General features: G+C 56.8%; 22 protein-coding genes. 13 read left to right on the top strand and 9 right to left on the bottom strand.

Translation table 11 applies throughout. The annotated features are described in order from the left end of the window. Positions 1-14 precede the first annotated feature (14 nt). The 4 genes from B9H00_RS09100 to acuR form a co-directional block, all read right to left on the bottom strand. On the bottom strand, positions 15-2537 hold the full coding sequence (locus B9H00_RS09100) for a membrane-bound PQQ-dependent dehydrogenase, glucose/quinate/shikimate family (RefSeq protein ID WP_086900377.1): 2523 nt from the start codon (positions 2535-2537) through the stop codon (positions 15-17). Between the two features lie 179 nt (positions 2538-2716). Beyond that, positions 2717-3424, bottom strand: a complete 708-nt coding sequence (locus tag B9H00_RS09095; protein WP_086900376.1) for a CPBP family intramembrane glutamic endopeptidase — start codon at positions 3422-3424, stop codon at positions 2717-2719. A gap of 92 nt (positions 3425-3516) precedes the next feature. Then, positions 3517-4500, bottom strand: coding sequence for an acrylyl-CoA reductase (NADPH) (acuI, locus tag B9H00_RS09090; RefSeq protein WP_086900375.1), 984 nt, complete (start codon positions 4498-4500; stop codon positions 3517-3519). A gap of 63 nt (positions 4501-4563) precedes the next feature. Next, on the bottom strand, positions 4564-5199 hold the full coding sequence (gene acuR / locus B9H00_RS09085) for an acrylate utilization transcriptional regulator AcuR (RefSeq protein ID WP_086900374.1): 636 nt from the start codon (positions 5197-5199) through the stop codon (positions 4564-4566). Positions 5200-5311: 112 nt separating this feature from the next. Between acuR and B9H00_RS09080 the strand changes: the two genes are divergently transcribed. The 3 genes from B9H00_RS09080 to B9H00_RS09070 all read left to right on the top strand — a co-directional run bounded on the left by B9H00_RS09080 (position 5312) and on the right by B9H00_RS09070 (position 7288). Further along, on the top strand, positions 5312-6226 hold the full coding sequence (locus tag B9H00_RS09080; protein WP_086900373.1) for an MBL fold metallo-hydrolase: 915 nt from the start codon (positions 5312-5314) through the stop codon (positions 6224-6226). Positions 6227-6419: 193 nt separating this feature from the next. Further along, entirely contained in the window at positions 6420-6878 is a 459-nt protein-coding gene (locus B9H00_RS09075) for a YeeE/YedE family protein (protein WP_086900372.1), read from the top strand. Beyond that, positions 6875-7288, top strand: a complete 414-nt coding sequence (locus B9H00_RS09070; RefSeq protein WP_086900371.1) for a DUF6691 family protein — start codon at positions 6875-6877, stop codon at positions 7286-7288. Before B9H00_RS09075 ends, B9H00_RS09070 begins: the two co-directional genes overlap by 4 nt. 574 nt (positions 7289-7862) lie before the next feature. Here the strand turns inward: B9H00_RS09070 and B9H00_RS09065 are convergent. Both B9H00_RS09065 and B9H00_RS09060 read right to left on the bottom strand, forming a co-directional pair. Beyond that, positions 7863-9236: a heavy metal sensor histidine kinase gene (locus tag B9H00_RS09065; protein WP_086621231.1), complete on the bottom strand. Its 1374-nt coding sequence runs from the start codon at positions 9234-9236 to the stop codon at positions 7863-7865. Further along, the gene (locus B9H00_RS09060; RefSeq protein ID WP_086621233.1) at positions 9233-9904 is read right to left on the bottom strand and encodes a heavy metal response regulator transcription factor; all 672 of its coding nucleotides are present in this window, start codon (positions 9902-9904) and stop codon (positions 9233-9235) included. The genes B9H00_RS09065 and B9H00_RS09060 overlap by 4 nt, the downstream gene beginning before the upstream one ends. 114 nt (positions 9905-10018) lie before the next feature. Here B9H00_RS09060 and B9H00_RS09055 point away from each other — a divergent pair, with 114 nt between their 5' ends. The 3 genes from B9H00_RS09055 (at position 10019) to B9H00_RS09045 (ending at position 11812) form a co-directional block, all read left to right on the top strand. Continuing rightward, the gene (locus B9H00_RS09055; protein ID WP_236944240.1) at positions 10019-10552 is read left to right on the top strand and encodes a GlcG/HbpS family heme-binding protein; all 534 of its coding nucleotides are present in this window, start codon (positions 10019-10021) and stop codon (positions 10550-10552) included. A gap of 12 nt (positions 10553-10564) precedes the next feature. Next, complete coding sequence (uraH, locus tag B9H00_RS09050; protein WP_086621235.1) at positions 10565-10975, top strand: hydroxyisourate hydrolase; 411 nt, start codon at positions 10565-10567, stop codon at positions 10973-10975. Between the two features lie 213 nt (positions 10976-11188). Continuing rightward, positions 11189-11812, top strand: a complete 624-nt coding sequence (locus B9H00_RS09045) for a glutathione S-transferase family protein (RefSeq protein WP_086621237.1) — start codon at positions 11189-11191, stop codon at positions 11810-11812. 187 nt (positions 11813-11999) lie between these two features. Here B9H00_RS09045 and B9H00_RS16940 read toward each other — a convergent pair whose 3' ends face one another. After that, complete coding sequence (locus tag B9H00_RS16940; RefSeq protein WP_211329617.1) at positions 12000-12878, bottom strand: methylenetetrahydrofolate reductase C-terminal domain-containing protein; 879 nt, start codon at positions 12876-12878, stop codon at positions 12000-12002. 195 nt (positions 12879-13073) lie between these two features. Then, on the bottom strand, positions 13074-13487 hold the full coding sequence (locus tag B9H00_RS16935; RefSeq protein WP_211329616.1) for a methylenetetrahydrofolate reductase: 414 nt from the start codon (positions 13485-13487) through the stop codon (positions 13074-13076). 350 nt (positions 13488-13837) lie between these two features. On the opposite strand from B9H00_RS16935, the gene B9H00_RS09035 reads away from it, so the two are divergent. Together B9H00_RS09035 and B9H00_RS09030 are read left to right on the top strand one after the other, a co-directional pair. Beyond that, the gene (locus tag B9H00_RS09035) at positions 13838-14821 is read left to right on the top strand and encodes a DUF1852 domain-containing protein (RefSeq protein ID WP_086621239.1); all 984 of its coding nucleotides are present in this window, start codon (positions 13838-13840) and stop codon (positions 14819-14821) included. A gap of 26 nt (positions 14822-14847) precedes the next feature. Then, on the top strand, positions 14848-15876 hold the full coding sequence (locus B9H00_RS09030; RefSeq protein WP_086621241.1) for a methionine synthase: 1029 nt from the start codon (positions 14848-14850) through the stop codon (positions 15874-15876). Positions 15877-16236: 360 nt separating this feature from the next. Here B9H00_RS09030 and B9H00_RS09025 read toward each other — a convergent pair whose 3' ends face one another. Further along, positions 16237-17130, bottom strand: a complete 894-nt coding sequence (locus tag B9H00_RS09025; RefSeq protein ID WP_086621242.1) for a LysR family transcriptional regulator — start codon at positions 17128-17130, stop codon at positions 16237-16239. Between the two features lie 117 nt (positions 17131-17247). Between B9H00_RS09025 and B9H00_RS09020 the strand changes: the two genes are divergently transcribed. The 5 genes from B9H00_RS09020 to B9H00_RS09000 are packed head-to-tail and all read left to right on the top strand — an operon-like array spanning position 17248 to position 23823. Further along, positions 17248-18687, top strand: coding sequence for an aldehyde dehydrogenase family protein (locus B9H00_RS09020; RefSeq protein WP_086621243.1), 1440 nt, complete (start codon positions 17248-17250; stop codon positions 18685-18687). A gap of 8 nt (positions 18688-18695) precedes the next feature. Continuing rightward, on the top strand, positions 18696-19685 hold the full coding sequence (locus B9H00_RS09015) for a membrane dipeptidase (protein WP_174678719.1): 990 nt from the start codon (positions 18696-18698) through the stop codon (positions 19683-19685). 52 nt (positions 19686-19737) lie between these two features. Further along, positions 19738-21327, top strand: coding sequence for a BCCT family transporter (locus tag B9H00_RS09010; RefSeq protein WP_086621245.1), 1590 nt, complete (start codon positions 19738-19740; stop codon positions 21325-21327). Further along, entirely contained in the window at positions 21320-23059 is a 1740-nt protein-coding gene (locus B9H00_RS09005) for a hypothetical protein (RefSeq protein WP_086621246.1), read from the top strand. Before B9H00_RS09010 ends, B9H00_RS09005 begins: the two co-directional genes overlap by 8 nt. Then, the gene (locus tag B9H00_RS09000) at positions 23056-23823 is read left to right on the top strand and encodes a DUF3726 domain-containing protein (RefSeq protein ID WP_086621247.1); all 768 of its coding nucleotides are present in this window, start codon (positions 23056-23058) and stop codon (positions 23821-23823) included. Before B9H00_RS09005 ends, B9H00_RS09000 begins: the two co-directional genes overlap by 4 nt. The last annotated feature ends 24 nt before the right edge of the window (positions 23824-23847 follow it).

Genomic DNA, 23847 nt, shown 5'->3' with positions numbered 1-23847 from the left:
TTCCTCCAATCAATCTACTGCGGCAGTGCATAGGTCAGCACGTAATCCCCTGACGGCGTTTCCATGAAGTGGTGGCCGGTGGCGACAATCATCAGATATTCGCGTCCGTTGGCTTCATACACCAGCGGATTGGCCTGACCACCTGCCGGTAGCGGTGCGCTCCACAGCGTTTCACCGCTTTCAATGTCGATGGCCCGAATCAGGTCATCGGTCGCCGCGGCAATGAAGATCAGACCGCCCGCGGTGACGGCCGAGCCGCCGTTGTTGGGCGTGCCGATGTTGATCGGCAGGCCTGAGCGGATGCCCCAGGGGCCGTTGGCACGGGCGGTGCCCAGCGGGCGGTCCCACAGCGTGTTGCCGGAGGCGACATCGACAGCGCGAATATGGCCGTAGGGCGGCTCCTTGCAGAGCAGGCCGGTGTAGGGCACGCGCCAGCCGGCGTTGACGTTGACGGCGTAGGGCGTGTTGGCCTGAGGGTCTCCTGCCCCTTCGGCGCCGCCGTCGTCACTGGCCATCTCTTCGCGCGGTTTCCAGCCGTACTCATTGGCCTTCTCACGCGGCACGAGAATGTTGTGGTTGGGCATGTCGTTGTAGTTGGCGATCAGCACGCCGCGTTCCGGGTCGATCGCGATGCTGCCCCAGTCCGAACCGCCGTTGTAGCCGGTGTACTCGACCCAGTGCTGATCGGCAGTCGGCGGCGTGTACATGCCTTTATAGCTGGCGTTCTGAAACTGGATGCGACAGAACATCTGATCAAAGGGTGACATGCCCCACATGTCGCGCTCGGTCAGCTTGGGCTGCTCAAGGGTGTGATAGAGCGAATAGGGCTGGGTTTTCGAGCGCTGCTCGGGTTCCACCCCACCCTGCGGGACCAAGCGCTCCTCGGCGCCGCCGCCAAGCAGTTCGCCGCTGCGACGATCAAAGACGTAGATGCCGCCCTGCTTGGTCGGCATGACCACCGCCGGCACGCGGCCGTTATCGGTGGGAAAGTCGATCAGCGTCGGCTGGGAGCCGGGGTCGTAGTCCCAGACGTCCTTGTGTGCGGTCTGAAACTTCCACTTCGGCAGCCCGGTGGTGACATCCAGCGCCACCAGCGAGCTGGCCCATTCGTTCTCGGCCGGCGTGCGCGAGCTGCTCCAGTAGTCCGCCGCGGAGTTGGCCATCGGCAGATAGACCAGTCCCAGATTGTTGTCGCCCACGGCGGTGGTCCACATGTTGGGCGAGCCGCGCACGTAGGTCTCGTCACCGCTGAGCGGCTCGCTGCGATCCGGCCGGCCGGCATCCCAGGCCCATTCGAGTTCGCCGGTCACGGCGTTATAGCCCTTGATCACGCCGGAGGGCGGATAGCGACGCTGACCGTCGAGCACCTGATGGCCGGTGACCAGCACGTCATCGACAATCACCGGGGCCGAGTTGATCGAGACATAGCCCGGCGGGGTCTCGCCCATGTTCTGCTTGATATCGACCTGGCCGTTATCGCCAAACCCGGTACAGGGCTTGCCGGTCTCGGCATCCACGGCAATGATGCGACCATCCAGCGTGCCCGAGAAAATGCGCGTCCGGCACTGCTGCGCGCCGTCACTTGACGAGGCGGCCACAACGCCTTCGGCACCGTCATCAGAGGATGCGGCGCTATCATCGCTCAGGGCCGTCGTGCGGTTTGTGTCTGTGCTGTCATCCTGTATCGGGGCGTTTTCCGGCACCTGATAGTACGTGACCCCGCGACAGGCCGCGGTGTAGGGGATGGCATCTTCGGAGACCTGCGGGTCATGGCGCCAGCGCTCTTCACCGGTGGCTGCGTTCAGCGAGATCAGGATATTGCGCGAGGTGCACAGATAGACGCTGTTGCCGATTTTTAGCGGCGTGGTCTCGGCACCCCAGCGATGGTCGAGCAGATCCCCGGTGCGATAGGTCCAGGCCTTTTCCAGCTTGCCGACGTTGTCGGGCGTGATCTGATCCAGCGAGGTATAACGGGTGGCGGCATTGTCACCGCCGTAGGCCGCCCAGTCACCGCGTGCCGGCTGGTCGGCTGGCTGAGCGCTGCCGGTATTCGTGGCAAGCGATGCCGACTGCGGCCCGGGCACGTCACCTGAGTGCGAGAAATTGTGCGGCAAAAACGCGAGCGTCCCGGCCCCGGCCAGCACCAGCGTCAGCCCGCCGGCGGAAAACAGGGAGGTGCGCCGGGACGGGCCATCAATAGTGCGCCAGGCCACCAGCGCCACCAGAATGGCAAGGATCAGTACCACATCCATGCGCGGAATCCAGCGCCAGTAATCCAGTCCCGACTCCCAGGCCGCCCACAGCAGTGAGCCAATAAAGACCAGAGCGTAGAGCACAACGCCGGTGCGACGTCGCCGGATCAAAAGCCCGCCGGCGAGCAGCATACCGATGCCGGCCAGCAGGTAATACCAGGAGCCGCCAACGATCGCCAGCCAGGCGCCGCCGACGATCAGTGCCAGTCCGACCAGCGCGACCAGCGCGCCGACCAGTAGCAACGCAATATCGCGTCGCCGTTCGTTTCCTGAAGATGTTCCCATGTGACTCTCCCTTGCGCTTGTCATTATGTGGGCATGCTTTTTTATTGCTTAACGGCTTATCCGTCATGACAGCCTGGTAGGGTTTCTAATAAAAATAAATTGTATGGAGGGTGTGGGGTCGTCAGGGAGTGCATTATGGTGGTATCAGCGCTTCCATGAAGATGCGACTTGCGTGCGACTCAGCTCTGAAACAGCGCGCCGATAAGGCCAATGCTGGAGATGAAGGCGTGCAGCAGCATCGGCAGCAGGAGCCCGCCGGTGCGCCAGCGGTAGTAGCCCAGCACCAACCCCCAGCCCAGAAGGGCTGCGAAGGTGAGCGTGTGGTGGTACTGGAACATGTGCAGCCCGGCAAAACATAGCGCGCTGAATGTGACCAAAAGCCCCACGCGCCAGCCGCGCGTTTGATCATCGATGCGCGCGATCAGGAAGTGTCGAAAGGCCAGTTCTTCGATGACGGGTGCCCAGATCAGTACACAGGCCACCATGACAATGCTCTGAAACAGGCTTTTACCGTCATACAGCGAGCTCATGAACGCCTCGGGTGCCATGTCCAGCCAGAGACTGATCGCGGCGGCCAGACCCTGAATCAGCAATACCAGGCCGATGCCCCGGGCCACATCACCGGTCGTGAAGTGTCCGACCAGCGTGGGGCTCAGGGAGCACCAGCGTCGCCATGTCCAAAACCCTGCGAGCATCAGTGCCAATGACGGCGCCAGAAGCACTGCAAAGCCATAGCTTTGCATCAGCGCTGCAAATGAGGCATCACTCAGGACATGCTGTAGTACCCATACGCTCAGAAACTGGCTGCCCAGATAGAGGGCAAACATCAAAAGGCCAAACAGAATTTGAAACAGCGGGCGTTGATACACAGGGCGGGCGGTGATCATGACCCGGGCTCCGGCAGGAAAAAGGAAAATACAGATGATCCGTGGCTTTCGGAGATCAGACGTTGAGCCGCCTGATCAGTACCGTCGAAGGGTCAGCCATTGACGTCCACGACCAGCCGGCCGCGTATGGCGCCTTCCAGAAGCTGCTCGGAGGCGTCCAGCGCATCGCTCAGACGGATATCCCGTGAGATCTCGCCGAGCAGGGCGGGATCGATGTCCTCGGCCAGTCGCGCCCAGGCGTGCTGTCGTTCCTCGGCGGGCCGAGTGACGCTGTTGATGCCAAGCAGGCTGATGCCGCGCAGAATGAAGGGGGCCACGGTCGCGGGAAAATCCATGCCCTGAGCCAGACCACAGGCGGCGATCAGGCCGTCGGGGCGTGTCATGGCGCAGAGATTGGCCAGAGTATGGCTGCCGACTGAGTCGATGGCGGCAAACCAGCGCGCTCTGGCCAGCGGCTTGCCAGGCTTTGATAGTTCGCCGCGATCGATGATGTCAGCGGCACCCAGTCGCTCGAGAAAGGCCGACTCCTGAGAACGTCCGGTCGCTGCGACGACGTGGTAGCCGCGTGCCGCCAGCAGGGCAATGGCGTAGCTGCCGACGCCCCCGTTGGCGCCAGTCACCAGAACCTCACCACGATCCGGTGTCAGGCCGTGACGCTCCAGCGCCAGCACGCTCAGCATGGCGGTATAGCCAGCAGTGCCGATGGCCATCGCCTGGTGGCTGTTCAGCGAGGGTGGTAGCCGGGTAAGCCAGTCACCGTCGACGCGCGCGTATTGCGCAAGGCCGCCCCAGTGCTCCTCGCCGATGCCCCAGCCGTTGAGCAGCACGCGATCGCCCGCTGTCCATTCGGGATGCTCGCTGTGCTCGACGACACCGGCAAGATCGATGCCCGGCACCATGGGAAATCGGCGCACGACCGCCCCCTTGCCGGTAATCGCCAGCGCGTCCTTGTAATTGAGCGTGCTCCATTCGACGCGAACCAGGACGTTGCCCGGCGGGAGCGATGCCGTCTCCAGCTGTGTGACGACCGCGCGACCTTGCTGGTCGGTCTGCTCCACTAAAATGGCGTTGAACATGTAAGCCTCCCTGAAGGATGGACGGTGAGTCGAAGCGGGCATTGCGCGCTTGTCGGATCGAGATCAGCGTGGCAATCGTGCGAAGAATTCCTGACGGAAAAGCACCAGAGGCGCCGGTCCGCGGACCAGTCGGGCGCGCTGTACGGCCCCCTCCCAGCCGATCCAGAAAAAGGCGGCCAGTGCGTCACAGTCGGCGTCACCGGCCAGTTCGCCCTGCGTTTGAGCCAGCCGCAGGCAGTCGGCGACCCGTCGTTGCCAGTCCTGCAGGATGGCTTCCAGTCGCTCGTCGAACCCTGCAGGAAGAAGCGTGACTTCCTGCCCCAGGTTGCCCACCAGACAGCCTCGCCGATAGTCATGACGTGCCATGCCTTCCTGAGCGTTTTGCGTGAAATGTCGAAGCCTCTCCAGCGGCGATAGACCGGCATCGAGCAGGCAGCGGTCGAGCCTGCGGGCAAAATAGTCGGCATAGCAGGCCAGCACGGCGTGCCCGAAGGCCTCCTTGCTGTCGAAGTAGTGATAAAACGAGCCCTTTGGAACGCCGACCCGTTTCAACACGCCGTCAATGCCGGTCGAGACGAACCCCTGCTCGGTGAGCACTTCAACGCCACAGTGAATCAGGGCCTCCCGGGTGTCGGGATGATGGCGGGGCACTTTGGGTGGGCGGCCGCGGCGCTTGCCCGAAGGTGTGGGTGTCTGCATGGAATTAATTTAGACCGACCGTCTCCAATCATCAACACCTCATGGTCACGGCACCCATCGATCCTGGCTGAAATCACGCTAGACTGAAGACGCCTCTTTGACTGGAGCCGCCATGAAGACCTTTGCCCTCTCCCCGGGAGATCAGGACCGTGCCCGGCCCGATGTTGCCGGCTTTTTCGATCCGCGCACCTTCAGCATTCAGTACGTGGTGTCAGACCCCGCCACACGCCGCTGCGTGATCATTGATCCGGTGCTCGATTTTGATGAGAAGGCCGGGGCGACCGCCACACTGCAGGCCGATGCGCTGCTTGAATATATCGAGCGGGAAAGGCTCGAGGTTGACTGGATTCTGGACACGCATCCGCATGCCGATCATTTCTCCGCGGCGCGCTATCTGCATGAAAAAACCGGCGCGCCGACTGCCATTGGCCGGCCGGTGACGCAGGTTCAGGCGCTGTGGAAGGAGATCTACCACTGGCCGGAACTAAAGGATGACGGCAGCCAGTGGGATCGTTTGTTTGACGACGGGGAGACGTTCAGGGTGGGCAGGCTCGAAGCCCGCGTGATGCACTCGCCAGGGCATACGCTGGCCTCGATCACCTATGTGATCGGTGATGCCGCCTTCGTCCACGACACGCTCTTTCAGCCGGACTTCGGCACCGCCAGGGCCGACTTTCCCGGCGGCAGTGCCCATCAGCTGTGGCACTCGATCCAGGCCATTCTGGCCCTGCCGGACGAGACGCGGCTGTTTACCGGCCATGACTACATGCCGGACGATCGCGAGCCGCAGTGGGAAAGTACGGTGCGTGAGCAGCGCGACACCAACAAGCATCGCCTGAATGAAAGCAGCGAGGCCGAGTTCGTGGCGCTGCGTGAGCAGCGTGATCGCGAACTGCCGATGCCAAAGCTGATTCTGCATGCGCTGCAGGTCAACATCCTCGGTGGGCGCCTGCCTGAGCCTGAAAGCAACGGCCGGCGCTATTTGAAGATGCCACTGAATGCGCTTGAGGGCGCGATGTGGGAGTGAGAAGGCGTTGCCACCTGGCAGTATCACACTGCACCGAATCAATTTATGAGGGTAGTCATGAACGGGGCAACAGTTTTGAATGAGTCGCCAGACGTTAACGAGAGACGGAACGACGTTGTCGCCATCATGTGACGTCGGCGCGGCCGAGCGTCTGAAAAACGGCTGTTTGGCGGCACTGACAATGAGGTGCGAGATGGAAACGATGAGCGGGTTGCAAGGTGCACTGGGTGGCATTCTGATCGGGCTTGCCGCTACCCTGCTAATGGGATCGCTGGGACGAATCGCGGGGATCAGCGGCATTCTCTCCGGACTGCTTTTCGAACGTGGCGGAAACAGGCCCTGGCGCCTTGCGTTTGTGCTGGGCATTGTCTCCGGGCCGGGCCTGTTGATATTGACCGGGCTGGACTGGGGCAATGTGTCAGGCGACAGCGGAGCGGTGGTCGGTCTCCCGGAAAGTGGACTGGCGATGATGTTGGTTGCCGGCCTGCTGGTCGGGTTGGGCACCGGCCTGGGGAGCGGCTGTACCAGCGGCCATGGGGTTTGCGGGGTGGCGCGTCTGTCGCCCCGGTCGATGGCCGCAACACTCGTCTTCGTACTTGTTGCCATGCTGACCGTGTACCTGTCGCGTCATATGCTGGGGGGCTCGGCATGAAAATTCTGGCAGGTTATTTAGCGGGATTGTTGTTCGGTCTCGGTCTGGCGATCAGCGGCATGACCGATCCGGCTCGAGTTATCGGCTTTCTCGATGTTGCCGGCGCCTGGGATTCGACCCTGATCTTCGTGCTGGGCGGGGCGGTTGTCACTACATTCATCGGTTATCGCCTCGTCTGGCGACGCCAGATGCCGCTGTTCGAGTCCCGGTTTCAGCTGCCCACCCGCCGTGATCTCGATACCCGGCTGCTGGGCGGTGCCGCGCTTTTCGGTATTGGCTGGGGCCTCTCCGGCTATTGCCCGGGCCCGGCGGTTGCCTCGCTACCGGAACCGAGCTGGCCGTTGGCAGCATTCATCATGGCCCTGCTGCTGGGTTGGTGGCTGGCGCGTCGGCTCTCTCCCACTCATTGACTGGATGAAAGGTAGTCCTTCCCTTCCCTTTCATGGCTCCCCCGCTTTGGCATCAAGGGCACGGATGCGATGGGGGATCGCTATCGATGGTAAAGACAAAAAGTGGGCAGGCAACGAATTGCCCCCCACTTTAATTACCCAAAGAGATATGACTTCTGGCCAGTATTGATAGATGTTGGTGGACTGACCCCGGTAAAAATAAAGGCTTGTTTTCCGAGGTGCCTGTCAGACCCTACTCAATATTTTGAATCTTAATGTTGATTTGATTTAAAAATCTTTTATTATCAATGGCTTGATGTATTTTTAGAATGGCTTTTATTTTTTACTACCCAAATTGCTACCCATTCGGTAATGAGCTGAGATAGCTAATGTATCTTTTCCTGCCCATCAGTATCTGTGAACTGTAGCCTTTAACAAAGTGTATAGGCAGCCTTTGATTGATACGGGCAAAGTTGCATAACAGCACGGCAAAGCTGACCAGAAAATAAAATGCTGCGCTTGATGCGCATGCCCAGCTAGGCATTGATGATCAGTGTAACCATGGTAAGCGTGCCGCCATATTGACCTGTCTGATTCAGGACCGAGCCGATACCGGAAGGCATAACGTAAAGCGTACCCCCGAATGTTCATTGCTGACCGTCGCCAGACCGCCATGAAGTTGAGCGATGGAGCGTACGATCGCCAGTCCCAGTCCGCCGGAATCGCCGGGCGTATGGCGCGACGCATCCACACGGTAGAAACGCTCGAATAGCAGCGACAGATGCGCCTCGGGAATCGGCTCTCCCTGATTGAGGACACTGATATGGTGCAGGTGATCAATCTGCTGCTGATCAATGACGATGGGCGTTTGCGTCTGACCGTAACGCAGAGCATTGGCGATCAGGTTGGCCAGCGCACGTCGTAGCAGATCCGGGTCGGCATCAAGACGGCCATGAGTTCGATTGATCAGTGTCATACCCCGCTCTTCGGCCATGCCTTCGAAATACTCGCAGAGCTGATCGACCATGTCGTGAAGCTCGATCGGCTGTCGATCGAGGCTTGCATCGGGCTGCTCGTTACGCGCCAGAAAGAGCATGCTGTCGATCATGCGCGCGAGTCTTTCAAACTCCTCCTGATTAGAAATCAGTATCTCTTTGTATTCATCGCCGGTCCGGTCATGACGCAGCCTCTGCTGTGTCTGTCCCATCAAATTGGTCAAGGGCGTTCGCATCTCATGGGCGAGATCTTCGGAAAAGCGTGAAAGCTGCAGAAAACCGGCTTCAAGGCGAGTCAGCATACCGTTCAGGGCAAGGCTCAAGTCACGCAGCTCGCTGACTTCCGAGTGCTCGGGCAAACGATAATAGAGATGCTGCGTATCGATAGTGGCTGCTCGAGCCGTTAACCGCCTGACCGGAGCCAGTCCGCGTCTTGTGACGATCCAGCCGAGCAAAAAGGCCGCCAGAGAACCACCCGCCAGCGAAAGCCAGAGCTTGCTGCGATAACTCGCCAGCATGCGGTTACGCTCGGTCAGACGCTTGCCGGCAATCAGCGTGACCTGTTGGCCATCAAGACGGGCATCAATCCAGGCAAGTCTTGCCGGTGCGCCATTCAAAACGGTACGCAGCTGCACCTCATCACTGCCTTTCAGTTCAGGCACCGGCTGATGCATGGGATTGACTTCTATGATAGGACGGTCGTCATCCGTCAGCACCCAGAGCACGCTTTCGCGATTATCAAGCATGTTGGCATACAGTCGAGGGCGGTGACGCAGTGCCTCGACGCTGGCGCTATTGTCCAGCAGCACGATCATGCGCTCCAGGCGGCCCCGCAGCATCTGATCGTCACGCCAGGTAATTTCGCTATACAGGGAATGATAAAGATAAAGACCGATGGTGCTCAGTAGCAGCCCAACGACTAATGCAAATAAAAATGCCAGTCGGAGCGTCAATGAGCCCGTGATTCGACTCATGGTACAAGTCCCAGCATGTAACCCATGCCACGCACCGTATGAATCAGGCGATGAGACCAGGGATCGTCCACCTTGGCACGCAGCCGGCGAATGGCCACATCGACCACATTGGTGTCGCTTTCAAAGTTCATGTTCCAGATCTGTGACGCGATAAAGGTGCGTGAAAGCACCTCATTTTCGCGGCTGATCAACAGATGCAGCAGCGCGAATTCCTTGTTGGTGAGATGAATACGCTGACCTTGGCGCATCGCTCGGTGCTGAACGAGATCCAGGGACAGATCGCCAACGCTGAACAGCTGCGTCTCACGCGGCGGGCCGCGTCGCAACAGGGTTCGAACCCGAGCCAGAAGCTCCACGTAGGAAAAGGGTTTTACCAGGTAGTCATCAGCGCCGAGCTCGAGCCCCTTAACGCGATATTCCACAGCGTCACGAGCGGTCAGAAAAAGCACCGGTGTCTGCCAGCGGCTGCGGATGAACTGAAGCAGCTGCCATCCGTTCATGTCGGGCAGCATGACGTCAAGAATGATCAGATCGAAATGTTCATCGCTGATTCGCTGCTGCCCTGCAAGCCCGTCATGCGCGACATCCACGCTGTAACCGGACTCGCTCAGGCCCTTGTGTAAATAATCGGCGGTCTTGACTTCATCTTCCACGACTAGAATACGCACCGTCTTCCCCTGTGGTTATCGCGATTCATCTTCAGTGTTTTTCCTGATGGACACCATTACAAATCTGTAATCCTGCTGTAATGGTAATGGCCGCTCGCGTGGACGATATTGCTCGTGTCAACGACAACAACGCTGCAGGAGAATAGAGAATTGATTCACAAGACTCGATGGTCACTGCTGCTGGGTGCACTTTGTACAAGTGCGGCGCTGGCACAGTCGCCCGACGTAAAAATACATTCTGATGTATCTCTGGCGCTGGCCAATCAGGTTCTGGACGCCACACTTCAAGCCTGTCATGCCGATCAGCATACGGCGGTGGCCGCCGTGGTAGATCGCGGCGGTAATCTTGTGGCCCTGCAGCGCGATGACAATATCGGTCCGCATAATACGCAGGCCGCCCAGCGCAAGGCCTTTACCGCGTTGTCCACGAAGACACCGACACGCCAGCTGGCAGAGTCGGCACGCAACAATCCCGAGTCGCAGAATTTGGCCACCGTCAGCGACCTGCTGCTGTTGGGGGGAGGCGTTCCTCTCAGGAGCAATGGTGAAGTCATCGGTGCCGTAGGCGTTGCCGGGGCCGGGGGTTCAGCGACCGACGAGGGCTGTGCCCTCAAGGGTATCCACAAGGTATTACCGCAGGATCAATAACAGGAGAACGACATGAAGACACTGACGACTTTAAGCGTTGCCGTGCTGTTAAGCGGTGCCTCGACGCTGGCCATGGCGGCCACCAACCCGATCAGCGTGCACGTGCTCAATACTCAGACGGGCAAGCCCTCTTCGGGTGTCGAGGTCAAGCTGGAACATCAGACTGACAATGGCTGGGAAACCGTCGCCACCGATACCACCAGTGAAGACGGACGCATTTCGGCACTGTTCCCCGAGGGCGAAACTCTTGAGTCAGGCGTGTATCGGGCGGTTTTTGGAACCGGCGACTGGTACAAAAAGCAGGATATCTCCACATTCTTTCCTGAAATTACTGTCCCGTTTCAGGTCGATAATGTCGATCAGCACTATCACATTCCGCTGCTGTTGAGCCCGTACGCTTACTCGACCTATCGTGGCAGCTGATACCCTGCTATCAATTGTTTCGACGGCAAGAACAGACCCTGGCAGCCAGAACGCTGCCAGGGTCTGTTCCTGTCAATGAGATATCAATAACAATTCAAAGCTGATAGCTGATAGCTGATAGCTGATGGGGCGTTGAGTGCTCGGGCATGGCCATGGCCTGTGGTTACCAGCAGTATACCATCAATCCTCGTGCGCACTTTTTCTGGAGAAATCATGACACTGTACGGCGTCCCATTATCCCCCTTTGTCCGCAAGGTGTTGCTGGTAGCCCACGAACTCGATATCACCCTCGATACGATCGAGGTGCCGCCCCATAGTGATGATCCGGATTTTCGCCGCATTAGTGTCACAGGGCGCATCCCGGCCTTTAGTGACGGATCGATCGAACTCGTAGACTCCTCGGGCATTAGCCGCTATCTGATCATGCAGGCCGATAGTGATCTCATGGGTGGGCAGGATCCTCGGCGTCAGGCTCAAATTGTTGGCTGGGAACGTTTTGCCGATGACGATCTGGCCCCGGCGCTGACTGATGTGTTCATCGAGCGCGTGGTCAAGCCCGTGCGTCTCGGTCAACCGACGGACGAGTCGGTCGTTGAGGTGGCACTTCAACGCAAACTTCCCCCGGTCTGGGGTCGTCTCGAGCGTCTGCTGACAGTGGGCGGCGCATGGTTAGTGGACGGCGAATTCAGCTATGCCGATCTCGTGCTGGGGACGCATCTGGCCAGTGCCGAGCTTGCCCGGGCGCTGCCCAACGAATCCGATTATCCGAGCATTGTGTCTTGGCATCGTCGAATTCAGTCGCGAGCGGCCTACAGCTCGATGATGGAAAGCGTATAGCGCTGTGTTTATATGGAATGGAAAATCAAGTCGGATTGACCTGGATCTTCTGATGGTTAAACAAGCGTTGATGGTATGACCATGGTAGTGCCAAACATTCCAGACCACGACAACGAGCGGCACGCTTCGCAAGCATGACGGGTAGAACCGGCCATCAGAAGTCATTACAGGTCTGACGGTGTCCGTGCTATTCAATATCTTTCAATGCATCTTCTGATCTGTTCCTGTTGTGGCGCTCATCTTCCAAAGGTGACGTAAACCAGCGAGGCCAGAAGCTTTGATGTCGGGAATCGGCATCTACGCATGGGATCAATCGGTCGGTAAGTACGTGTGTCTGTCCCGTGCTTCTGGCTGTTCTGTACTTGACGCTGTGTATGTATTCACGATCGTTGAACTCACAACGGTTGAGCCGGGTGCCGCCGCAGGGGCCGTTCGCAAGTCCCTTGGGGCAGGTTTCCGGGCAAATATACAGGGTCTCTTCAAGACGGCAGGTGCCGCAGGTATCACATCCCACTACCGGTCTTTTCAGGCCGCGTTCCAATTGATGAAGCCAGCGCTTGCCATACGATGTGTGCCACAGGCGACGCTTGAGTATCCAGCCAAATCCCCGACTCACGGGGTTGTTACGACTAAAAAGCAGGGAATGGAGAGCCGACAGCAAGTAATAGTGCCGCTGTTCCTTTTGAGTTGCGCGGACCTTTGATTGGCCCAGGTGCCAATCGGCATGTTGCGGGTGCAAGGTCACGATCGGCAGGCCGTTCATCTGCCAACTGGCCTCCCATGCGGCGGCCCATTGATCCAGCGTCTGTATCTCTGTTCGTTGAGCAGCAATGACCTGTTCCAGGGCGTGCAGCTTTGCCACGGTATGGACGCCCGACAGATGAATGACGGCATATCCCATCAGACGCAGACCAACGATCTGCAATCCAAGGCGAACAATGCTGCGCTCCCGAGCATATGTACGGGAGATGGCTTCTTCTGCGGCCAGCAGGTCGCGCATTGAAGGCGAAATAGTCACGCCGGGAACCTGCGCCAAAAAAGCGGCGTTTTTATGCGTTAGTGCCATGACGCATGCCAGCAGCGGAACCGGCGTCGCTTGCTGCTGCATCCACCGGTAGGCCTCCAAATGCTTTTGTACGTCAAAACCCAGTTGCAGGGTAAGAAAGTCTGCCCCGGCCGCGAGCTTCTTCTCGGCCTTGAAGTATTGCGCGCCGCCTTCCTCTTCGTGGTACTTGAACGGGTTAAGAGCAGCGCCAAGCCGTTAGGTCGGCCTGGCCTGACGGACGATCTGCAGGGCAGCTACCGATTCCAGATAGCGGACGGTGTTCTGGCCGGGCTTGTGACCGGGAACGCGATCGCTACTGAGAATCAGCAGCTGGTCCAGACCCATGGCGTCCATTCTTTCCAGCTGCGCCAGCAGATGATGACGTTCCCGGTCCTTGCCGGAAAAGTGAAGCAGCGTCGGGAAGGGACGCCTCAGTTGTGAGAATGCCGTTATCGGTGAGAGATCGGCATTGCTGCCGACCCGATCGGCCACTGCTGCCATCATTGGCCAATCGCATAGCCTGGAGCACTGCATGAGCTGCTCGAAGGCGATAAAGCCTTCGCCGGAACATTTCGGGACAAACTCAACCACGCAGACAAAATGTTGTTCCTGCAGTGCTTTTCTCAACATGCTCATTACTCTTCAGAGCCGGGCCGGGTCACATTACCGGGACCTGGTCAGTGATGACCGAATGCCATAAGGTCCAGTGCCAGTACGATCCTGGTTCAGGACTGGCTCGGAGCAGGCACTGAGACATTCGATCATGAGAGAAACTTGTGTTCATCATGCAAAAAATCAGTTTGTCTCATGATGCTGTGAGATCGACAATCCTTTCATCAAATCGCTGAGCGTATGGGCATTCCTGCATTGGCCTAGCAGACAGCGACGCACCTGCGACAAGCCAGAAAAGAAAAGTGGAATACTTTGAAAAAGCGAAAAATTTTGGATTGATATCCCGGGAATCAGGATGGCAGGTCGCGATGAATGAAAAGTTTGCGTTCAATATTAAAAGCATTGGTTTCGATGAGCATTATCGACCCTCGGACAGTACGCGCACTACCACCAACTTTGCCAACCTGGCCAGAGGAGAGAAGCGACAAGAAAACCTGCGCAATACCCTGAAGATGATTAACAATCGCTTCAATGCATTGGCACATTGGGACAATTCTGAAGGCGATCGCTACACCGTTGAGCTTGATATCATTTCCGTTGAAATGGCGGTGTGTTCTGCATGCGCCAGTGATGCTCTGCCTTTGATCGAGATATTGAAGACCAGCATTGTTGATGGAAAATTCAATAAGCGTATGGAAGGTATTGCGGGTAACAATTTCTCTTCTTATGTGCGGGATTACGACTTCAGCATTCGTTTGCTGGAACACAACAAGGATCGACCGACGTTTAGCGTTCCAGACAATTTTGGAGCGTTGCACGGCAAGCTGTTCGAGTGTTTTGTGAACTCCAGTGCTTATCAAGAGCGCTTTAATAAACCGCCCGTGATATGCATCAGTGTCTCAGGCAGCAAAACCTATCATCGCACAGAGAATTACCATCCCGTGCTGGGGGTTGAATACCGGCAGGATGAGAGTTCCCTGACCGATGAGTATTTTAAAAAGATGGGGTTGAAGGTTCGCTATTTCATGCCAAAAGGCAGCGTCGCACCTCTGGCGTTTTATTTTTTTGGCGACCTGCTCAATGATTACACCAACCTTGAACTTATCGGCACCATCAGCACGATGGATACCTTTCAAAAGATCTATCGCCCTGAAATTTATAATGCCAACTCTGCGGCAGAAAAATCCTACCAGCCAAGCCTGGCGCATCAGGATTATTCACTGACGCGAATTGTTTATGATCGAGAAGAACGCAGCCGATTGGGTATTGAGCAGGGAAGGTTTGTTGAAGAGCACTTTATCAAACCCTATCAGGCACTTCTTGAGCAGTGGTTCGCCACCGACGCTCGTTGATCAATCCGACAACAAGGTTATCCATCATGAAAAGGTTGTTACCCACATCAACGGCTGGCAGCTTGCCCAAACCTTCCTGGCTTGCTCAGCCGGAAACGCTCTGGTCGCCGTGGAAACTGCAGGGGCAGGAATTGATTGATGGCAAGCAGGATGCGCTACGTTTGTCACTGCATGAACAGCAACGTGCCGGTATCGATATTGTCAGTGATGGTGAGCAATCACGTCAGCACTTTGTCACGACATTTATCGAGCATCTCGACGGCGTCGATTTCGAAAAGCGTGAGACGGTCAGGATTCGTGACCGCTATGAAGCAAGCGTGCCCATGGTCGTTGGCGCTGTAGCGCGTCAAAAGTCCGTGTTTGTTGATGATGCCAGGTTTTTGCGGCAACAAACGGAAAAGCCCATCAAGTGGGCCTTGCCAGGACCCATGACCATGATCGATACGCTTTATGACAACCATTATAAAAGCCGTGAAAAGCTGGCCTGGGAGTTTGCTGCGATTCTCAATCAGGAGGCTCGAGAGCTGGAGGCTGCCGGCGTCGATATTATCCAGTTCGATGAGCCCGCATTTAATGTTTTTTTTGATGAAGTGAACGATTGGGGGATTGCCACTCTGGAAAGGGCAATCGAAGGACTCAAGTGCGAGACCGCCGTACATATTTGTTATGGGTATGGCATCAAGGCCAATACGGACTGGAAAAAGACGCTGGGCTCCGAGTGGCGTCAATATGAGGAGATTTTCCCCAGGCTGCAAAAGTCCGGCATCGATCTTGTTTCGCTGGAATGTCATAACTCTCATGTCCCGATGGATCTCATTGAGCTCATTCGAGGTAAAAAGGTGATGGTGGGTGCGATCGATGTGGCAACCCATACTGTCGAGACACCGGAAGACGTTGCCAACACCCTGCGAAAGGCACTGCAGTTTGTGGATGCTGACAAGCTTTATCCCTGCACCAATTGCGGCATGACGCCCTTGTCGCGTGATGTGGCAAGAGGAAAGCTGAGTGCCTTGAGTGCCGGCGCAGAAATTGTTCGAAGAGAGCTCTCTATTTGATGTTGAGTCATGAAGGCAAAATGGGCATGAATGATTGAAAGTGAGCGATCGCCCATGACGCAAAAAACGGTTGTCGTGGGCGAATTACGGCGGCCAATGATAGAAAATTGAACAAGCGATTCAATACTTGTTTATTCATTAGAGAATTGGTCATGGATATCCTCTGGATACCAACGAAATCAGATTGGCTCAAAAGCATTCCACTTAACTTAATTGAGCGCATGATAGGAAACCTGCCAGCTCAGAGCCCAACGGCATAACCCCGAAGCGTCCGGAAAAATGGGTCAGTATTGTCTGTATTCAAAAGGCCGACCAGTGTGTCGACTCTTTTGTGACTCATACATCAACGTTTGCACTCAATTAGTCTTTCACTGGCACGCCATTGGATAAATGATTGAGTATAAACGCTTCCATGGCTTCTGCAGCCGGTGACATGGTGCGATTGGCCGGCTTTAGCAATCCAATCACACGTTCCACGACAGGATAATGCAGCGGGATGAAGCGCAGGGCCGAGTGACTTTCCGAAAAGGCCAGTTGAGGCAGAGTGGTAATACCGATGCCGGACTCCAGCATCGCAGTTAGTGAAATCATGTTGGGAATGAAATAGCTGCTGTCCTTCAACAAAGAAGCCGCCTCGGTATCCTTCAAAAGTAGCGATGTGCCATTGCGTATCAGCGTCTGCCCCTTCAGTTCATGCCAATGTAGATCATCACGGGCGGCCAGCGCATGATCGTGCCGACAGACCACCCCCACCCGATCCCGAATCAACGGTTCAAAGACAAGGCGCTCATCGTGCTGCCAGAGACTGGTCAGCGCTAGATCAGCACCTCCTGTCAGGACCATTTCACGCACAAAATCAGCGTTACCATCGTAGAGGCTGACCCCCAGCCCCGGCCACGCAGTAGTGAAACCGGCCAGGATATTGGGCATCAGTCGGCTGGCTACCGAAGGCACGGTGGCAATTTCTACCTGCCCGGCTTGGCGGCTGACCTGCATGGCCAGATCCTGGCTCAGCCGGTCGTGCTGCACCAGCAGTTCTCGAAAGCGTGGCAAACAGTAGTGCCCAAAGGACGTTAGCGTCGCATGACTGTTTTTTTCAAAAAGTGCCTGCCCCAAGCGGTGCTCCAGATCGCGTATCGCCATTGATAGTGCCGGCTGGGTTCGATGGAGTTGACGAGCCGCCGCATGAAAACCGCCGGTTTCAATGATCGCGAGCACATAACGAATTTGTTGAATTTTTAACTCGGCGCTCATAAACGTGTTCTCTGCTTTGAATGGTAAATAATATTTATAAAATAATTTTTATTATTGATTATGCTTATAAAAAGAATCCCCATCACACTGTTGGCCAAGCCAATAGGGAGATTCGCAATGACCAAGCTACGTGAACTTTACATCAATGGTGATTGGGTTGAAGGAGGTCAATCTGTCACCAATGTCAATCCTTCCGATACCGCCGATGTCATTGGCGAATATGCTCAGGCCAGCGTCGATCAGGTCCATCAGGCCATCAAGGCTGCTCACAACGGTCTGGCCGAGTGGCGTCAGAGCGGGCTGGAAGAGCGCTATCGTATTTTGATGGCGATCGGCGACGAGTTGATCGCGCGTAAGGATGAACTGGGTCGGCTGTTGTCTCGAGAAGAGGGAAAGCCTCTCGCGGAAGGTGCTGGTGAGATCTATCGCTCCGGTCAGTTCTTTCATTACTACGCCGCTGAGGTGTTGCGTCAGATCGATGAGCGAGTGGACTCTACTCGACCCGGTATCGAGGTAGAAACCTATCGCGAGCCTGTCGGCGTGGTAGGCGTAATCAGCCCCTGGAATTTCCCGATGGCCACTGCGGTTTGGAAGATTGCACCGGCGCTGGCGTTCGGTAACGCGGTCATCTTCAAGCCGGCCAACCTGGTACCGGCCAGCGCCTGGGCACTGACCGAGATCATCAGTCGTCAGCCGCTGCCGGCGGGTACCTTCAACCTGATCATGGGTTCGGGTAGCAGCATCGGCGATGCACTGATCTCAAGCGAGCAGATCAACGCCGTAAGCTTCACCGGTTCTCTGGAGGTAGGCCGTCGGGTAGCCGCGGCCACAGCAGGCAATCTGGTCAAGTGCCAGCTCGAGATGGGTTCCAAAAATGCACTCATCGTGGCTGATGATGCCGATCTGGATCTGGCTGTTGAAGCCGCCTTTGCCGGCGCCTACTCAGGCACCGGTCAGAAGTGTACAGCTTCCTCACGACTGATCGTGACGGATGCCGTGCATGACGCCTTCGTGGACAAACTGCTGAAAAGGCTTGCGTCCGCTGTCGTAGGCGGCGCGCTCGACGAAGGTGTTCAGATTGGGCCGGTGGTGGATCAGCGCCAGCTCGAATCCAATCTTGAATGGATCGAGCGCGGAAAACAGGAGGGTGCGCGTCTGATCTTTGGCGGCAAGCGTATTCAGGACAGGTCCGAAGGCTATTTTATGTCGCCGGCGCTGTTTGTCGACACTCGCAACGACATGTCGATCAATCGGGAAGAGATGTTCGGACCGATCGCCTGCGTTATTCGAGTGCGCGATTACGAAGAAGCCATTACCACGCTCAACGACACTCACTTTGGGCTGACGGCCGGCATCATTACCAATTCCTTGAAGATTGCCAGCGACTTCAAAAAACGGGCCGAGACCGGTTGTGTGATGGTCAACCTGGCTACCGCCGGCACCGATTATCATGTGCCCTTCGGCGGCCGCAAGCATTCAAGCTTTGGCCCGCGAGAACAAGGCCGCTATGCGCGCGAATTCTACACCGTTGTCAAAACCTGCTATGTCAAGCCCTGAGGTGCAACATGACCGATAACATGCTGATCATCGACGGGCTTCAGTACTCGAACTGGTCGCGTCAAATTTTCGAGCAGATGCATGAAGGTGGTGTCAGTGCGGTTCACGCCACACTGGCTTATCACGAAACTACTCGCGACACGTTGACTCGATTTGGCGAATGGAATCGCCGATTTGAGGATAACGCCGATCTGATTACGCCGGTGAAAGCACCGGCAGACATTCTCAGAGCAAAACAGGAAGGCAGAATTGGCATTCTGCTGGGTGCCCAGAACTGTTCACCCATCGAGGATGATATCGATATGGTGGCAGTGATGCGTGATCTGGGCCTGATGATCATGCAGCTCACCTACAACAATCAGAGCCTTTTGGCCTGCGGCTGCTATGAAAGCGAAGACAGTGGCATCACACGCTTTGGTCGTCAGGTGATCCAGGAAATGAATCGCGTCGGTATGGTCATCGACATGTCGCACAGTGCCGAGCGCTCGACGCTGGAGGCCATCGAGATTTCACAGCGACCGGTGATCATTTCACATGCTAACCCGGCAAGCTTTTATTCAGCCAAACGCAACAAGTCCGATCGAGTGCTCAAGGCGATCGCCGAGTGCGATGGACTGCTGGGCTTTTCGACCTATCCCTTTCATCTCAACCATGGTTCGGACTGCACGCTGGATGAGTACTGCGACATGATTGCACGGACCGCCGATCTGATGGGCATTGAGCATATTGGTATCGGTACCGATCTTTGTCAGGAGCAGCCGGTTTCAGTACTGGAGTGGATGCGCAACGGGCGCTGGTCGAAGGCCATGGATTACGGAGAAGGCAATCAGAACAACGCGGGATGGCCAGCGCCCCTAACGTGGCTGCGCGACAACCGTGACTTCCCCAATCTGATCCAGGGGCTGCGTCAGCGCGGCTTCGATGATGAATCGGTGACACGTATCATGGGCCGCAACTGGCTCGGGCTGCTTGAGCGTGCGGCAACGCCGAGCGCATAAGGCAGCTTGACCAGACCGTATACTCGATTGATTACTCTGGAGAAGCAGTCCCATGTCCAACAACAATGAAATTAATAGCCGAAAGAATGCCGGAGGCCTTTACCGATTGGGTGACCCGGTAGTGCTGGGACTGACGGTTGGTTTTATCGTCGTATTTGTGGCCCTGTCGCTTGTCGATCTTGATGGCATGTCTGACGCGATTGCGGCCGGGTTTGGCTGGACCGCGCGCACCCTGGGCGCCTTTTTTCAGCTGCTGCTGCTGCTGACATTTTTTGTCAGCATCGGTGTCGCTGTGGCGCCGGCCGGGCGTGCGCGTATCGGCAATCGCCGCACGCCGGAAATGAGTACCTTCAAATGGCTTTCCATCATCATGTGTACGCTATTGGCCGGCGGTGGCGTGTTCTTCGCTGCAGGAGAGCCAGTGCATCATTATCTCATGACGCCGCCCAATTTTTCTGCCACGCCGAACGGCAGTGCTGCGGCCATTCCCGAGGCACTGGCACAGTCCTTTATGCACTGGGGCTTTCTGGCCTGGACCATACTGGGGGCGCTGACGTCGCTGGTGCTGGCGCACGCCCACTACGTCAAGGGCCTACCGCTGCAGCCCCGAACGCTACTTTATCCGGTCCTTGGTGAGATCGTAATGAAGCGCTGGCTGGGCGGAGTGATCGACTCGCTGTGCGTCATTGCGGTAGTTGCCGGTACAGTTGGGCCGATTGGATTTTTGGCCACTCAGGTCAGCTTTGGGCTGCATGAGCTAATCGGTGTCTCGCCGGGGTTTAGTACCCAGTTAATCATTCTGATCGCGCTGGGCGCCATTTATGTCACTTCCGCAATGACCGGCATTGATCGGGGCATTCAGTGGCTCAGTAGTTTCAATGTCTTTCTGGCACTGACGGTCGCAGGTGTCATTTTCATTTTTGGACCAACACTTTTTTTGACCAATAGCTGGTTTCAGAGCTTCGGACAGTATCTAAGTTCGTTTTTTGAAATGGCGACCGTGACGACGATAACCGCGCCTGAGTCGTGGTTGAAGTGGTGGACGGTCTTCTTCTTTGCCTGGTTCATCGGCTATGGACCATTGATGGCCATTTTCGTGGCCCGTATCTCCAACGGTCGCACCATTCGTCAGACCATTCTGAGTATTGCGGTCATGGCGCCGATAGCCACTACGATCTGGTTCACGCTACTGGGTGGCTCAGGCATTTTCTATCAAATGCATGGCGTCATTGATCTGACCGAGGCGCTGAAGAACTTTCAGTTCGACGTGGCCACCCTGTCAATTGCCCGTGCGCTGCCCGGCGGTGACCTGATGGCGCTGGCGGTACTGTTGCTGACGACCATCTTCGTGGCGACTACAGGCGATTCGATGAGCTACGCCATCGCCGTGGTCAGTACTGGCCATGACGATCCACATGCGCTGGTGCGAGCCTTCTGGGGCATCGCCATGGCGGTGATGGCAGGCATTCTTCTCTATATGGGCAGCGGACAGATCGCAGTGCTGCAGCAGTTCATTGTGCTTACCGCCATCCCTATTTCACTGGTGCTTTTGCCATCGCTCTGGACAGGGCCTCAGGCGGCCTGTGCCATGGCGCGCGAGCAAGGCATCATTCCATCGCTATCGGAGGCCGAGCATGATTGAGTCTGCATCCATTCCCGTTGAACGGCTCTCGCTCAGACCGGCTTGTGAGGTCATGGAACTGGAGCGTTTAGGTAGTCTGCACGCTGGCCGGCTCAGCTTCGTACGCTCCCTGATGCGTCAGATGGCACAGCAGCGATGGAAGATCAGTTGTCAGCGCTTCGAGCTGGATGATGAGGGTCACGGTACGGTCATCTATCGGCTACAGACGCCATACGGGCGCTATCATGGACTGATCTTCTCGCGTGCCATTGCGGATGAGGCGCGCTCTGATCGCGTTATCGCCGAAGCCTGGGATGTTACCTTCGGCGTCATCGAGGGTGACGTTGACGAGTTATTGCTCGACCAGATGGCGGCCAATGTGCCACTGCAGGAAGCGGGAAGACAAAATCCTCGGCTGCTGGTGTTATCGCGTGCCAATAAAAGCATGCGAAACTTTAAAAGCTTCGTAGAGGCGCTGGCCTCGGGCAAGCAACCGCGCCCGGAATGGCTCACAAAAGTGGGCTATCTCTATCGCACTACGGCGGTCTACGGCAATGGCAAGTTCGGCATTGCCGACTATGAGCTACTTCAGAGTAATCCAGACTTTCGTCGCCCATTCTCGGCACAGATGTTCGCCGTCTATCTACTGCGCCACTTCTCCGTTGAACAACTGGAACATCTGGCGCGCGTGCGCGCACCGCAAACGGCGGTAACGCTGACGCCAGAGCTGCGTCGTTATATTGGTATTGGCAACTCTACCGGCCTTGGCATGGCGCCGTTTCTGATCAATCACCCGCAACTGATTCAGCAGTGGGTAAGCTGTCGCGAGCGTGCTCTGGCGATGGTGTTGGCTCAGAACCCGACAGAAGCATTACGCCATCGTCTAATCAGTCTCTGTCGACGCGCCATGACCCATCTCGCTCAAACGCTGGCTGACGATGTTGAACAGATGCAGCGTAATGGTGAAATTGTGGCCGCACTTCCGGCGGTCATTAATTGGCTGGAGGAAGTGCCGCTGGAAAGCGATCTGTGGCAACAGCTGGTGAACTGGAGCAAGCGCACTCTATCGCTTGAAGCTCAGGAGCTGATCGTGACGGTGCTGATTGAGCTGTATCCAGAGTTGATCGATCCGCTTGAGGATGCCATGGGCACCCATGAGGCGCTGGAGCTTACGCCGGACATGCCGCTGTTGCAGCTAAGGCAGCTCATTGAGACCCACTACGACTGGGCGCTCGATCAGGACTACGACGCACCCGAGGCGTGCTATTGGTTCTGGTATCGCTCGGTAGAAAAGGAAGAGCCTCGGCTCGGCATTCGCTATCACGAGCCGGGAGCTGATCGAGAGTTACCGCTGGCCATTGCACCGCATGTTCAAAAGGTGCATCAGGCAGTGTGTGACTATCTGGATACTACGCCGCGGGCGCTGGTGATCAATTTTCTGATTGCTTATCCGCGCTACAAGGCGATGGTACGCCGTATTCAAAGTCTCAGTGAGACAACCTATGGCGAGATTCGCGCCAACCTTTGGCATCGCGACATGAAACCAATGCATCTGCTGCGTACCAAGCTGTCGTTCTTCGGCGCCAGTCGCTTCGATCCCCGCTCTGATCGCTGGGTGCGTGTCACGCTGTTTCAGGGCGCGCCACTGGCAGCCGAGCTCAACGCCGAGCCCGACGATCTGGCGGCGTTTGATGACTGGAGTTTTCCGCTTGAGCCAGTGCTCGAGCAGCCACCGGACGGGAGTGAACCGTGAAAGTCTCCTACAACGAACTGCAGGGGCATTGTCGCAAGGCCTTTATCGGCATGGGCTTTGAAGAGGGTGATGCCGCTGATGCCGCTGACATGATTGCATGGATGCAGTGCTATGAACTCAAGGGGCTCGATGCATTAAAGCGAGGGTTGGATTTTCTGCTGACAGAGGATCCGGAGCAGTCCCCGAGCATCCTGTATGAAGATGCCGATCTCGCCGTGCTCGACGGGCACGCCCAGAGCGTTCTGCGAAGCTCCAGTCTGGCGCTGGAGCTGGGTTTTGCCAAGGCGCGTGCGCGGGGCCTGTCGGTCATCAAGATCCGCCACTGCCATAATCGCCAGCTTATCATGGGCTATCTGGCACGGCTGGCAACGCGCGGCATGAACATCACTGCTTTCTGGCGTAATGCGCATGAACCTTTATTGGAGCAGGTTGTAGGTTTTCGTGCCAACAGTGCCATTCCTGAAATTCGCGCCTACGCCGTCAAGGATGTGCCCGAGGAGAATGAACCCAACGATGGGGTAACTCTGGTCATGGCCAACCACGTGGACCTGCTGCCGTCGCTGAACTCTGATTATGATGTCGAGCTGATTGCACGCCACGACGAGTCCGAACTGCTTGCATGCCGACGCCGCGTGCTGCTCGATGGTATCGAGGTCGACGAAGCGCTGTGGTCGCGGCTCAAGCATCTGGCTGATCGTCTGCTGGTTGAGACCAGCGATACTTCCAGAAGCAGTGCCGGTGCCAACACCAGCGACAACGATTGAATCCAGCGTAACAAGGAAAAACCT

Source organism: Kushneria marisflavi (genome assembly GCF_002157205.1).
GTDB lineage: Bacteria > Pseudomonadota > Gammaproteobacteria > Pseudomonadales > Halomonadaceae > Kushneria > Kushneria marisflavi.
Note: the sequence above shows the minus strand (reverse complement) of the source record. Positions and strands in the feature narration are given on the sequence as shown.

Bases quoted from the DNA above. Each gene is read 5' to 3' on its own strand.
- B9H00_RS09100 (WP_086900377.1), bottom strand. From the start codon at position 2,537: ATGGGAACATCTTCAGGAAACGAACGGCGACGCGATATTGCGTTGCTA.
- B9H00_RS09095 (WP_086900376.1), bottom strand. From the start codon at position 3,424: ATGATCACCGCCCGCCCTGTGTATCAACGCCCGCTGTTTCAAATTCTG.
- acuI (WP_086900375.1), bottom strand. From the start codon at position 4,500: ATGTTCAACGCCATTTTAGTGGAGCAGACCGACCAGCAAGGTCGCGCG.
- acuR (WP_086900374.1), bottom strand. From the start codon at position 5,199: ATGCAGACACCCACACCTTCGGGCAAGCGCCGCGGCCGCCCACCCAAA.
- B9H00_RS09080 (WP_086900373.1), top strand. From the start codon at position 5,312: ATGAAGACCTTTGCCCTCTCCCCGGGAGATCAGGACCGTGCCCGGCCC.
- B9H00_RS09075 (WP_086900372.1), top strand. From the start codon at position 6,420: ATGGAAACGATGAGCGGGTTGCAAGGTGCACTGGGTGGCATTCTGATC.
- B9H00_RS09070 (WP_086900371.1), top strand. From the start codon at position 6,875: ATGAAAATTCTGGCAGGTTATTTAGCGGGATTGTTGTTCGGTCTCGGT.
- B9H00_RS09065 (WP_086621231.1), bottom strand. From the start codon at position 9,236: ATGAGTCGAATCACGGGCTCATTGACGCTCCGACTGGCATTTTTATTT.
- uraH (WP_086621235.1), top strand. From the start codon at position 10,565: ATGAAGACACTGACGACTTTAAGCGTTGCCGTGCTGTTAAGCGGTGCC.
- B9H00_RS09045 (WP_086621237.1), top strand. From the start codon at position 11,189: ATGACACTGTACGGCGTCCCATTATCCCCCTTTGTCCGCAAGGTGTTG.
- B9H00_RS16940 (WP_211329617.1), bottom strand. From the start codon at position 12,878: ATGGCACTAACGCATAAAAACGCCGCTTTTTTGGCGCAGGTTCCCGGC.
- B9H00_RS16935 (WP_211329616.1), bottom strand. From the start codon at position 13,487: ATGTTGAGAAAAGCACTGCAGGAACAACATTTTGTCTGCGTGGTTGAG.
- B9H00_RS09035 (WP_086621239.1), top strand. From the start codon at position 13,838: ATGAATGAAAAGTTTGCGTTCAATATTAAAAGCATTGGTTTCGATGAG.
- B9H00_RS09030 (WP_086621241.1), top strand. From the start codon at position 14,848: ATGAAAAGGTTGTTACCCACATCAACGGCTGGCAGCTTGCCCAAACCT.
- B9H00_RS09025 (WP_086621242.1), bottom strand. From the start codon at position 17,130: ATGAGCGCCGAGTTAAAAATTCAACAAATTCGTTATGTGCTCGCGATC.
- B9H00_RS09020 (WP_086621243.1), top strand. From the start codon at position 17,248: ATGACCAAGCTACGTGAACTTTACATCAATGGTGATTGGGTTGAAGGA.
- B9H00_RS09015 (WP_174678719.1), top strand. From the start codon at position 18,696: ATGACCGATAACATGCTGATCATCGACGGGCTTCAGTACTCGAACTGG.
- B9H00_RS09010 (WP_086621245.1), top strand. From the start codon at position 19,738: ATGTCCAACAACAATGAAATTAATAGCCGAAAGAATGCCGGAGGCCTT.
- B9H00_RS09005 (WP_086621246.1), top strand. From the start codon at position 21,320: ATGATTGAGTCTGCATCCATTCCCGTTGAACGGCTCTCGCTCAGACCG.